This is a genomic window from Limnobaculum allomyrinae (genome assembly GCF_016649425.1).
Taxonomy (GTDB): Bacteria; Pseudomonadota; Gammaproteobacteria; order Enterobacterales; family Enterobacteriaceae; genus Limnobaculum; species Limnobaculum allomyrinae.
On sequence record NZ_JADRCR010000001.1, the window covers coordinates 669,514 to 681,929 of the forward strand.

9 protein-coding genes are annotated in these 12,416 nt (G+C 46.1%); 7 read left to right on the forward strand and 2 right to left on the reverse strand.

Annotated features, from left to right (window positions below; genetic code table 11):
* The 6 genes from glgX to I2494_RS03115 all read left to right on the forward strand — a co-directional run bounded on the left by glgX (position 1) and on the right by I2494_RS03115 (position 8,778).
* Positions 1-2,010, forward strand: coding sequence for a glycogen debranching protein GlgX (glgX, locus tag I2494_RS03090; protein WP_218465469.1), 2,010 nt, complete (start codon positions 1-3; stop codon positions 2,008-2,010).
* 76 nt (positions 2,011-2,086) lie between these two features.
* Complete coding sequence (gene glgC, locus I2494_RS03095) at positions 2,087-3,364, forward strand: glucose-1-phosphate adenylyltransferase (protein WP_218466000.1); 1,278 nt, start codon at positions 2,087-2,089, stop codon at positions 3,362-3,364.
* 107 nt (positions 3,365-3,471) lie between these two features.
* Positions 3,472-4,905, forward strand: a complete 1,434-nt coding sequence (gene glgA, locus I2494_RS03100; RefSeq protein WP_218465468.1) for a glycogen synthase GlgA — start codon at positions 3,472-3,474, stop codon at positions 4,903-4,905.
* A gap of 184 nt (positions 4,906-5,089) precedes the next feature.
* Positions 5,090-7,537: a glycogen phosphorylase gene (glgP, locus tag I2494_RS03105; protein ID WP_218465467.1), complete on the forward strand. Its 2,448-nt coding sequence runs from the start codon at positions 5,090-5,092 to the stop codon at positions 7,535-7,537.
* Between the two features lie 80 nt (positions 7,538-7,617).
* Complete coding sequence (locus tag I2494_RS03110; protein ID WP_218465466.1) at positions 7,618-8,175, forward strand: hypothetical protein; 558 nt, start codon at positions 7,618-7,620, stop codon at positions 8,173-8,175.
* Between the two features lie 126 nt (positions 8,176-8,301).
* Positions 8,302-8,778: an AraC family transcriptional regulator gene (locus tag I2494_RS03115; RefSeq protein WP_218465465.1), complete on the forward strand. Its 477-nt coding sequence runs from the start codon at positions 8,302-8,304 to the stop codon at positions 8,776-8,778.
* Between the two features lie 131 nt (positions 8,779-8,909).
* Here I2494_RS03115 and I2494_RS03120 read toward each other — a convergent pair whose 3' ends face one another.
* Positions 8,910-9,353, reverse strand: a complete 444-nt coding sequence (locus I2494_RS03120) for a VOC family protein (RefSeq protein ID WP_218465464.1) — start codon at positions 9,351-9,353, stop codon at positions 8,910-8,912.
* 191 nt (positions 9,354-9,544) lie between these two features.
* Between I2494_RS03120 and I2494_RS03125 the strand changes: the two genes are divergently transcribed.
* The gene (locus I2494_RS03125) at positions 9,545-10,426 is read left to right on the forward strand and encodes an AraC family transcriptional regulator (protein ID WP_218465463.1); all 882 of its coding nucleotides are present in this window, start codon (positions 9,545-9,547) and stop codon (positions 10,424-10,426) included.
* A gap of 60 nt (positions 10,427-10,486) precedes the next feature.
* On the opposite strand, the gene putP is transcribed toward I2494_RS03125, so the two are convergent.
* On the reverse strand, positions 10,487-11,977 hold the full coding sequence (putP, locus tag I2494_RS03130; RefSeq protein WP_130591663.1) for a sodium/proline symporter PutP: 1,491 nt from the start codon (positions 11,975-11,977) through the stop codon (positions 10,487-10,489).
* Positions 11,978-12,416: the final 439 nt, after the last annotated feature.

The window sequence follows — 12,416 nt, forward strand, 5'->3', positions numbered from 1 at the left end:
ATGACGGTCACTTTAGCAGCAGGCAGTCCTTATCCTCTTGGCAGTCATTTTGATGGTCAGGGCGTCAATTTTGCTCTTTATTCGGCACACGCAGACAACGTAGAACTGTGCCTGTTTAATCAGGATGGCGAAGAGCAGCGTTTAATGTTGCCTTCACGAACCGGCGATATCTGGCATGGTTATTTGCCAACCGGAATACCTGGATTGCGCTATGGCTATCGGGTGCATGGGCCATGGGATCCTCAACGAGGATTCCGTTTCAATCCGCATAAGCTGCTAATCGACCCTTATTGTCAGGCGCTGGATGGCAAAGTCATGGATAGTCCGTTGCTGAGCGATGCCAATGATTATCCTGACGATGCAGACAGTGCTGCCGTTATGCCGAAAAGCATCGTAACTAATGAAAGCTATGACTGGCAAAACGACACTCTCCCCCGGACGCCATGGTCTGAAACCATTATTTATGAAGCCCATGTCCGTGGTTTGACCAAAACCCACCCGGATATTCCAGCCATTCTGCGAGGTACCTACGCGGGTATTGCCCATCCGGCCATGATTCAATATCTAAAAAGGTTGGGAATTACTGCGCTGGAACTACTGCCGATTCAGCTTCATGTTGACGAACCCCGCCTGCAACAGCTTGGTTTAACCAATTACTGGGGTTATAACGTGCTGGCACCTTTTGCCGTGGAGCCAGGCTACTGGTCTCAGCGTCCTGGAACCACGCCACTCGCTGAATTCCGCGATATGGTTAAAGCACTACATCAGGCTGGCATTGAAATAATTCTGGACGTGGTGTTTAACCACACCGCTGAGTTGGATCTTCCGGGGCCGGTGTTATCTCTGCGCGGTATTGATAACCCCAGCTACTACTGGCTCGATGAACGGGGTGATTATCAGAACTGGACCGGATGCGGTAATACATTAAATCTTACTCAACCCGCAGCAATGCAATGGGTACTGGATTGTCTGCGTTTCTGGGCCACCGAATGTCATGTTGATGGTTTCCGTTTTGATTTGGCCAGCGTATTGGGCAGAACGCCCGACTTCTCCCCCGAGTCTCCACTATTAACCCAATTACAGCACGATCCGATGTTGTCAAAACTCAAACTGATTGCAGAGCCCTGGGATATTGGTCAGGGCGGTTACCAGTCTGGCCATTTCCCGGCACCGATGGCCGAATGGAACGATCACTTTCGCGACAACATCCGCAGTTTTTGGCTACAACAGCCTTCAACGCTGGGGCTTTTTGCCCGTCGTTATGCCGCCTCCAGCGACATTTTCCAGCACCATCAACGTTTGCCATACGCTTCAATTAACAAGATCACCTCCCACGATGGTTTCACGCTACGGGATTTGGTTAGTTTCAATCAAAAACATAATCAGGCGAATGGTGAAGAGAACCGTGATGGAAACAGCAATAACTACAGTTACAACCACGGTACCGAAGGACTGGAGGCGGACGAGGCAATATTACAGCGTCGCAGTGCCAGCATTCGTGCACTTTTAGCCACCATGTTGCTGTCACAGGGCACACCGATGCTGTTAGCCGGTGATGAACTGGGCAACAGCCAGCAAGGTAATAACAATGCCTACTGTCAGGACTCTTCCCTGACCTGGCTTAACTGGATTCAGGCCGATCAAGCGCTACTGGCGTTTACCTCAGGCCTGATAGCACTGCGTAAGCAAATCCCCGCCTTAACGACTGAAGCATGGTGGACAGGTGAAACCACATCGTCAAACGGTAATAAAGATGTGATATGGCTTAACGCACAGGGACAATCCATGTCAACGGACGAATGGGAACGCACTGAGCCACTTCCTCTACAGATTTTACTGTCAGGAGGATGGCTTGTTGTCATCAACCGTACCGACCAACTACAAACCCTGAACTTACCTTCCGGACAATGGCATATCGCCCCGCCGTTCTCCGTTGCTGATATTGGCGTGGGCGATACCAAATGTATTGCGTCACCCCGCAGTATTAGTGTGCTACGCAATAGAAACTAAAAAATTTAACTATACCGATCCCGGTATTTATTGACTCAATTTGATTACATAGGATTTTAAGATGGCTGCAGGAAAAATGGTTAAACAGGACACCAATCATCAACTCATGTTAGCAAGACAGTTACCTAAGCAATCGGTGGCATTGATACTTGCAGGAGGACGTGGGTCGCGCCTGAAGGATTTAACCTCCAAACGAGCAAAACCCGCAGTACACTTTGGCGGAAAATTCCGCATTATCGACTTTGCTTTGTCGAACTGTATGAACTCAGGGATCCGTCGAATTGGTGTTTTAACGCAATATCACTCCCACTCACTGGTACAACACATTCAACGCGGCTGGTCATTTCTGAATGAAGAGATGAATGAGTTTGTTGACTTGCTGCCAGCCCAGCAGCGTGAAGATCATGAAGAATGGTACCGTGGTACCGCTGACGCTATTTATCAAAACCTGGATATTATCCGCCGTTATAAGGCTGAATATATCGTTATTCTGGCCGGTGACCATATCTACAAGATGGACTATTCGCGCATGCTGCTGGATCACGTAGAAAAAGGCAGCCAGTGTACTGTAGCCTGCATTGCTGTACCACGTGAGGTCGCCTCTGAATTTGGCGTTATGGATATCGGGGAAGATGAACGCATTCTTCAATTCCTGGAAAAACCGGTGAATCCACCGGCCATGCCTGACCAGCCGGATATGTCTTTAGCCAGCATGGGGGTTTATGTATTCAATGCTCAGTATCTCTACCAACTGCTGGAAGAAGAGAGCCTGAACATGGAAACCCATCATGACTTTGGTAAGGATTTAATCCCTAAAGCCGTCTCTCAGGGCGTGGCATGGGCACATCCATTTAATCTCTCCTGCGTAACCTCTGACGTGAATGCCGAACCCTACTGGCGCGACGTTGGAACCATTGACGCATACTGGAGCGCTAACCTCGATCTGGCATCGGTTACTCCTGAGTTAGATATGTACAATAAAACCTGGCCAATCCGTACTTATATGGAACCTCTGCCACCGGCTAAATTCGTACAGGATCGCTCAGGTAGCCACGGCATGACCATGAACTCACTGATTAGCGCTGGTTGTATCATTTCCGGTTCGGTTCTGGTGAATTCAGTGCTGTTTCCAAGGATTCGGGTTAACTCCTTCTGTACCATTGATTCCACGGTATTGCTACCGGATGTCTATGTTGGCCGTTCTTGTCGCCTGCGTCGCTGTATTATTGATCGGGGCTGCCATTTGCCGGAAGGCTTAGTCGTGGGGGAAAATGTGGCAGAAGATGAACGCCGTTTCTATCGCTCCGAAGGAGGGATTGTTTTGATAAACAGAGAGATGCTGGCGAAATTATAATCAGGAATCCTGAAAATCAGGTGACTATCCATTATGTTTAATATTTAACCCGGTTTGTGCGAGTTATCGCAAACCGGGGGTATTTCTATTTTCAGACAGGAGTTAGGATGCGAGTTTTACACGCATGTTCTGAGTTATATCCACTATTAAAAACGGGAGGACTGGCTGATGTACTCGGTGCCCTTCCCGCAGCTCAGATTGCCGCAGGGGCGGATGTTCGCCTGCTGATGCCCGGCTTTCCCGCCTTGATGCAAGGCATTGGAGAAACCTCACTGGTCACCGAACAGGAGACCTTTGCCGGTAAAATAACGCTGCGTTATGGTACCTATAATAACGTCGGAATCTATCTGATTGATGCCCCACACCTTTATGATCGTCCCGGCAGCCCTTATCACGATGGGGGTCAACATGAATATGGTGATAACTATAAACGCTTTGCGTTGTTAGGTTGGGTTGCCTGTGAACTGGCCTGCGCTATCGATCCTTACTGGCAGCCCGAAATTGTTCACGCCCACGACTGGCACGCCGGACTGGCAGGTGCCTATCTGGCCGCGCGAGGCTATCCGGCTCGTTCAGTATTTACCGTACATAACCTGGCTTATCAGGGGCAATTTTCTGCCCGGCATTTACATGAGCTTCAGCTTCCTTCTCATTTTATGCAACCTGACGGGCTGGAGTTTTATGGCCAAATCTCTTATCTCAAAGCGGGTTTGTATTACGCGGATATGATCACCGCCGTCAGCCCCACTTACGCTAAAGAGATAACCCGTCCGGAATACGGCTTCGGTATGGAAAACCTGCTTGAGCAACGTCAGTATTACGGTAAGTTAACCGGCATTCTTAACGGCGTTGACTATCAAATATGGAATCCGCTGACTGATCCTCTGTTACCTGAGAACTATCATCCGAGAAAGATGGCTGGCAAAGCCGCATGCAAAGCAGCGTTGCAATATCAACACGGCCTGACGGTTACTCCTGATGCGCCGCTGTTTGGTGTAGTAAGCCGCTTGAGTAGCCAGAAAGGGCTGGATCTGCTGTTAGAGTCTCTGCCAAAACTGCTGGAATTGGGTGGTCAACTTATCCTGTTGGGTAGCGGCGATGCTCACCTTCAGGATGCCTATCTGGATATCGCCAGCCAGTACCCTAAACAAGTCGCAGTGCGTATTGGTTATGATGAGGCACTGGCTCATAACATCATTGGCGCAGCAGATGTCATTCTGGTTCCCAGTCGCTTTGAACCGTGCGGCTTGACACAACTTTATGGCCTGAAATACGGCACCCTCCCTCTGGTTAGATATACCGGCGGCCTGGCGGATACGGTCATTGACTGCTCACTGGAAAATCTGGCGGATAAATTAGCCACCGGCTTTGTCTTCCGTGATAGTCAGGTGAACGAATTAAATGATGCTATTCGACGAGTTTTCGCCCTTTGGGCAGAACCGGTTAAGTGGCGCCGGGTACAACGTCAGGCTATGGCAATGGACTTTAGCTGGGACATTGCCGCCGAAAAATATTTAACCATGTACCAACATTTAAGTTAGCTTTTCCTTGCATTGCTGAAATATTGAACGATAACTTAAATAGGGATCGCATGGAAATACCACTTAAAACCAAACTGGGTTTCAAACCATGAAACCCAATTACTGATAATTAAAATTCACAGGGCCTCTGGCAAAAAATGGATTTGCCCTTAACGCTGACACATCCACAATATGGACGAAACCTATGTCTTCACAATTTAATTTTGAAACACCCGAAGAACGCATCCGGAATCTAAAAAATTCCATTCAAGAAAAATTGAAGTTTGTCATTGGTAAAGAACCGGCGCTGGCCACAGAGCATGACTGGTTAAATGCTATCTCATTTTCCGTACGAGACCTGATGGTTGAACGCTGGCTGCGCTCTACTCGCGCACATTTCTCCCAGTCTGGTCGTCGCGTCTCTTACCTGTCGATGGAATTTTTGATTGGCAGAACGTTGTCTAACTCGCTTTTAAATCTGGGTATCTATGACGATCTGGCTCAGGCTCTTGATAGCATGGGCTTCAATCTCGAGCAGTTAATTAATGAAGAGGATGATCCGGGTCTGGGTAACGGTGGTTTGGGTCGTCTGGCCGCCTGCTTCCTGGATTCTCTGGCGACACTGGGTCTGCCCGCTCGCGGTTACGGCATTCGTTATGAATATGGCATGTTTAAACAAAACATCGTTGACGGTCAGCAAGCGGAATCTCCGGATAACTGGCTGGAATACGGCAATGCCTGGGAATTTCCACGCCACAACATCCGCTATAAAGTGTTCTTTGGTGGTCGAGTGCAAACCGAAGGTAAAACGTCTCATTGGGTAGAAACCGAAGAGATTCTGGCCTGCGCCTACGACCAGATTATTCCTGGTTATGATACGGATGCTACCAATACTCTGCGTTTATGGTCAGCACGTGCCAGTAACGAAATTAACTTAGGTAAGTTTAATCAGGGCGACTATTTTGCTGCGGTAGAAGATAAGAACAATTCAGAGAACGTATCCCGGGTACTCTACCCTAACGACTCTACCTCATCAGGCCGCGAGCTGCGTTTAAGTCAGGAGTACTTTTTGGTTTCCGCCACGCTGCAGGATATTCTGCACAGCCACTGGCTGGCCTATGAAACCTACGACAATCTGGCGGAGAAGGTCGCCATTCACCTGAATGATACTCACCCGGTTCTGGCCATTCCTGAACTAATGCGTTTGTTGATCGATAATCACAATTTCAAATGGGAAGATGCCTGGGAGATGACGATTCGTATCTTCTCTTATACCAACCATACGCTGATGAGTGAAGCGCTGGAGACCTGGCCGGTGGATATGATGGGCAAAATTCTGCCTCGTCACTTGCAAATCATTTTTGAAATTAACGAATACTTCCTGAATGTGGTTAAAGAGCACTATCCGGACGATCCGGGTTTATTAAGCCGTGTATCACTGATTGATGAATCTAACGGCCGCCGGATAAGAATGGCATGGCTGGCAGTTATTGGTGGTCATAAGGTCAATGGGGTTTCGGCGCTGCATTCCGAACTAATGGTGAAATCACTGTTTGCCGATTTTGCTAAGATATTCCCTCACCATTTCTGTAACAAAACCAATGGCGTAACGCCAAGACGCTGGATAGGGCTGGCTAACCGCCCTCTTTCCGAACTGTTGGATAAAACCATCGATAAAACCTGGCGCACCGATCTGAGTAAGCTCTCTTATCTGAATGAAGCCATCGATTTCCCGGCCTTTATTGACCAAATCAAACAGGCTAAATTGCAAAACAAGAAAAAGCTGGCGGAGTATGTCGCTGAAAACCTTAATGTGATTCTTAATCCTAATGCGCTGTTTGATGTGCAGATTAAGCGAATCCATGAGTACAAACGTCAGTTACTTAATTTGCTACAGGTTATCACTCGTTATAACCGCATTTTGCAATCTCCGGATGCCGACTGGGTACCTAAAGCGGTTATTTTTGCCGGAAAAGCCGCCTCATCATATGTTAACGCTAAGCTGATTATTCATCTGATCAATGACGTGGCTAAAGTGATTAACAACGATGCGCGCATCAAGAACAAGCTGAAAGTGGTATTTATTCCTAACTACAGTGTGAGTCTGGCGCAGATGATCATTCCGGCTGCCGATCTGTCAGAACAAATCTCTCTGGCGGGAACAGAAGCATCCGGCACCAGTAACATGAAGTTCGCCATGAACGGTGCTTTAACCATCGGCACCCTCGATGGCGCTAACGTGGAAATGAAAGAACATGTCGGTGATGAGAATATCTTTATTTTCGGTAACACCACCGAACAGGTTGAAATGCTGCGAGCCCATGGCTACGACCCGCGTAAAATCTACGAAGAAGATATGGAGCTGAATCAGGTATTAAATCAAATTGCTACCGGGGTGTTTAATCCTGAAGATCCTCATCGCTACGGTGCTCTGTTTGATTCACTGGTTAACTTTGGTGATTACTATCAACTGTTGGCGGATTATCGCTCTTATGTGGATATGCACGACGAGGTGGATAAACTTTATCGCAAACCAAACCTCTGGGCACGTAAAGCAGCACTGAATATTGCCAATATGGGCTACTTCTCCTCTGACCGTACCATTCAGGAGTATGCCGAAGAGATTTGGGAAATTAAGCCTACGAAGCTATAACCAGAACATATTGTGGTATTATTTTGCAATTAACTCCCCTGTTTCGACAGGGGATTTTTTTACCCGCGGAAATAACAGGAATGACTGATAAATCAGATGTATTTGATGGAAATATTGGCACGGTAAAATTCAGATATACCATCCCGGCAATGCCCTACCGTGAGCACAAGGAAGCTGCGCGTCTGTTTCTGGTATTAAATAGCAATAAACGTCGGAGTATTTTCCAACGTATTGCTAATGTTATTTTCTACTTCTGTTTAATTGTGGTCGCTATGATGTGGGATGGGATCCCCGAACGCTATGATCTCTGGGTTAAACTGGCCTTAGCGTTCATATTCGGTATCTATTTTGAAGGTATTCGTTATAACTTTTGCCTATCCCAAAAAGTGAAAAAACACCTTCAAGCAGCTCCATCAAAACACAATGAAATCATTGAGATTGGTGAACATGGTATCAACCAAATTCGCGCACAGTTCGTTATTGCTCTTAAATGGAGCTTTGTTAAATCCGTCATCACTCATGACAAATATATTTTTATTTTTACCGATGAGGGATACATCGGTATTCCCAGGGAAATGACTCTGGCAGACAACGAAAGCGTTATTGCGTTTATTAGTAGTAACGTTCATCAGGATTAACCCTGATGAATAAACCGTGAAGATGCAACTGAGCTATATTTTTAACAGCACATTGATTTCTATCCAAATACGCTATTAGTGTGGTTAACTTTGCTACCATTGATTGAATAATCTTAGGGATACGCTATGAATATCACCATCGAAAACCGGGAAACGATCACTGTTTACGGTATCAGACACTGTGGCCCTTATCCTGAAATTCATAAGGCATTTAATGCACTTTGGGACTGGGCACTGGCGGAAGATCTCACCAGTCAGGTTAGGTCGGCAATTGCTATTTACCACGACAACCCAAAAGTTAAAGCCCCTGAACAGTGCCGTTCCGATGCTTGTTTACAGTTTGAACATTCTCTGTCAAACCAACAGCTCTCTGAAATTGTCAGACCCGTCTTAATAAGCGGTGGATGCTACGCCACCTATCGTCATATCGGCCCTTACTCTGCGCTGGAGCCGGTTTATAACGAGTTTTATAACAACTGGTTGCCTGCCAGTGACTTCCGGAAAACCGACCAGCCATCGTTTGAAGTGTATCGAAATAATCCAATGGAAACGCCGGAAGACGAGCTGATAACTGACCTTTATTTTCCGGTGACGGGGAAGTAAACGGATACCATAAAAATGCCAATCTATAAGCCACATGTTTATTTATATCAGTAACATGTGGCTATTTTATTAGTCTGTTATTTATTGACTGGTGTAAGCTACTGATAAACATTTGTAGCAATCTTTATGTTTTACAGCTTTTGTGCAATATCCCAGATATAGCCAAAAGGATCTTTCACTCTGGCCTTCAAATCGCTCCAAAACATCTTATCCGGCGCAGCCAAAACCGTTGCCCCATCATCAACCATGGCTTCCATCAGCTGTTCTACATCATCTACGTACAAATAAAACATAAACGCAGGTGCCTGCCCTGATGATAACGGACTAAGAAGGTCTGAATCCCAGTGTTCCTTGTTAAGTGTAAAGTTAGTGCCTCTGTATCTGATTCTTGCAAACAGCATGGTGCCATCATCATCTTCCAGTTCAGCAATGGCCACCATATTCATAGTATTAGTATAAAAATCAATGGCCTTTCTGACATCAGGAACACAAAGTGCAGCCGTCAGCCAGGTTAATCCTGGCCACGGATGAGTGCGATTTTCAACGTTATCGAACCAGTTTGCTTTCTTAGTCATTTTTGTATCCTCTTCATATGCATGACACGCTGAGGTTTTAAAAATTATCATTGCCTCAACGTTCTCCCTTTCGTACCCATCTCACATCAAACAAAAAATAACCAATTTTCCGCAATCCATGATAAGTATTCCACTTCGCCCTCGTTATAATCCCCCTCAGGAATTATAAATACTAAATGGAACAATACGTTATGCGGAAGTCCAAAACTGAACAAAATTATCGTCGCCGGGTTCAACGGGTTCATCGCCTGATCGCCGCATCGTTAGATGAACCGGTAGATATCGCTACGCTGGCAAAAGCATCCGCATTTTCTCTGTACCACTTTCACCGTATTTATGCTGCCTTAATGGGAGAAACCGTGGCGGATACTCATCGCCGATTGCGCCTGGATCGGGCAGCCGCTCAGATTGCCCGCGGCTCACTTCCTATTACCCATATCGCGATGGAAGCCGGATATGAAACGCCTCAGTCTTTCTCGCGCGCTTTTAAACATCAGTTTGCTTTATCCCCTGCCCAATATCGTAAGGCGGGAACACAACCTGATTGTCAAACTCCTGTTTCAATCTATCCCCCAATCTGTACGGAGATCATTAAAATGAATATCACTATCGAAACCCGGGAAGACGTTATTGTTTATGGCGTAAGGCATATTGGCCCCTATACCGGCATTCAGCAGGCATTCCATCAATTATGGCAATGGGTTACCGCCAATCATCTTGAAGCACAGGGAAAATACGGTATCGGTATCTACTATGACGACCCTATTACTACCGCACCGGAGAAGTGTCAGTCAGATGCCTGTATTCAGTTTATTCAGCCGCTGGAAAAAGAGCCGGAAGATAAAAACATTCGTACCATTAAGCTGGCCGCAGGACGCTATGCACGATACCGTCATACGGGCCCCTATAACACACTGGAACAGGCTTACAATACCTTCTATGGCCAATGGCTGCCTGACAGTGGTTATGAGTGTGCAGACCAGCCACCGTTCGAAATTTATATTAATAGTCCTTACGATACACCGGAAGCCGATCTGATCACCGACATCTATATGCCAATTAGAGATAAATAACGGATATTTTGAATAAAAAAATGGCGCCATCTGGCGCCATAAATAAAGCACATCAATGAATTATTCTTTTTCGCTCTGAAACTCTTTTTCAGCTTCATTAAAGCGAGCAATCATTTTCTCTGTTGGCTGGCTGCCAATCTTGCTGAAAATGACAATGGCAATAGAAGCAAAGATAAAGCCCGGAATAATTTCATACAGGTTAAACCACCCGTACTGTTTCCAAATCAATACCGTTGCCGCACCAACCACCATACCAGCCAACGCACCATTTCTTGTCATGCCTGACCAGATGACTGATAGCAGGATCACTGGGCCAAAAGCGGCACCAAAACCTGCCCAGGCATAAGCCACCAGACCTAATACCCGATTATCCGGGTTAGCGGCTAACACAATCGCAATCACCGCAACCAGCAATACCATCAGACGACCTACCCACACCAGCTCATTTTGACTGGCATTTTTACGCAGGAATGCCTTATAGAAATCTTCGGTTAATGCACTGGAACACACTAACAGTTGGCAACTCAAAGTACTCATCACCGCCGCCAGAATAGCCGACAAAAGAATACCGGCAATCCATGGGTTGAATAATAATTTAGCCAGCTCAATAAACACCCTCTCGCCGTTTTCACTCACATTCCCTGCCAAGGTCGGGTTATTGGAGAAGAACGCAATACCAAAGAAGCCAACCGCCACTGCGCCACCCAGACAAAAAATCATCCAGGTCATACTGATACGGCGGGCATTGTGAATCACGTGGTGAGAGTCTGCTGCCATAAAGCGCGCCAGAATATGTGGCTGCCCAAAGTAACCTAATCCCCAACCTAACAGTGAGAGAATGGCGACAAAGTTCAAACCTTTAAACATATCCAGGTATTCCGGATTTTTCGCTGCAATCACAATCATTGAGCTATCGATACCACCCACCGCGATAATTACCATCACCGGGGTCAGAATCAACGCAAATATCATCAACGACGCCTGAACGGTATCTGTCCAGCTAACAGCAAGAAACCCTCCTATAAAGGTATAGGCTATAGTTGCCGCCGCGCCAACCCATAATGCGGTTCCATAGTCCATATCGAAGGTACTTTCGAACAGTCGGGCACCCGCAACCACTCCGGAAGCGCAGTAAATAGTGAAGAAAATCAAAATTACTACCGCAGAAAAAATTCTTAAAATACGACTTTTGTCTTCAAAGCGAGTGGTGAAATAATCCGGTAGTGTTAATGCATTATGGTTAATCTCGGTATGTACCCGTAAACGACCGGCAACAATACGCCAGTTCAGGTAAGCACCAATGGTTAAACCTATAGCAATCCAGCTTTCTGAAATACCCGACAGATAAACCGCTCCCGGTAAACCCATTAATAGCCAACCGCTCATGTCTGAAGCACCGGCAGATAATGCGGTAACAAAACTCCCCAGACGACGGCCACCCAGAATGTAATCACCAAAGTTATTAGTTGCCCGATAGGCCGCTAATCCAATAACAATCATTCCCACGATATAGACCACAAAGGTCACTAACATTGGCATGCTGGCGCTCATGCAACTCTCCACTTTCATTATTTTAAAATATTCAGTTGACGTTGTTTGTCGCTGCTAGCGGGAGGATCTGAGCCGATTCTGATTAAACAGAAGCGGTAGCGATGTTATCCCGAAGTTTCACCACTGCCAGAAAACGGAGCGCGCGACATAAACTAAAACGCGAATTTAAAGTGTCACCTGTGATTCAGTGCGTCTTACAATCCTAGTCAACAAAATAAAAGATTAACAATATAATTAACAATTAAATTACATTTATGTTACAGCAGATCACATTTATAAAATTATTACTCCGCCTGCAACAAAATTCCCCTGCCAAACTGTGATGCGCAAAAGTCCGAAATTATCCATATCTTATCAATAGATTACAAGCATCTGTCAGATATTCCAAAAAATGGCATTTAAATAGAATTATTCACCATCATGGATCGAGATCACATAA

Bases quoted from the DNA above. Each gene is read 5' to 3' on its own strand.
- glgX (WP_218465469.1), top strand. From the start codon at position 1: ATGACGGTCACTTTAGCAGCAGGCAGTCCTTATCCTCTTGGCAGTCAT.
- glgC (WP_218466000.1), top strand. From the start codon at position 2,087: ATGGTTAAACAGGACACCAATCATCAACTCATGTTAGCAAGACAGTTA.
- glgA (WP_218465468.1), top strand. From the start codon at position 3,472: ATGCGAGTTTTACACGCATGTTCTGAGTTATATCCACTATTAAAAACG.
- glgP (WP_218465467.1), top strand. From the start codon at position 5,090: ATGTCTTCACAATTTAATTTTGAAACACCCGAAGAACGCATCCGGAAT.
- I2494_RS03110 (WP_218465466.1), top strand. From the start codon at position 7,618: ATGACTGATAAATCAGATGTATTTGATGGAAATATTGGCACGGTAAAA.
- I2494_RS03115 (WP_218465465.1), top strand. From the start codon at position 8,302: ATGAATATCACCATCGAAAACCGGGAAACGATCACTGTTTACGGTATC.
- I2494_RS03120 (WP_218465464.1), bottom strand. From the start codon at position 9,353: ATGACTAAGAAAGCAAACTGGTTCGATAACGTTGAAAATCGCACTCAT.
- I2494_RS03125 (WP_218465463.1), top strand. From the start codon at position 9,545: ATGCGGAAGTCCAAAACTGAACAAAATTATCGTCGCCGGGTTCAACGG.
- putP (WP_130591663.1), bottom strand. From the start codon at position 11,977: ATGAGCGCCAGCATGCCAATGTTAGTGACCTTTGTGGTCTATATCGTG.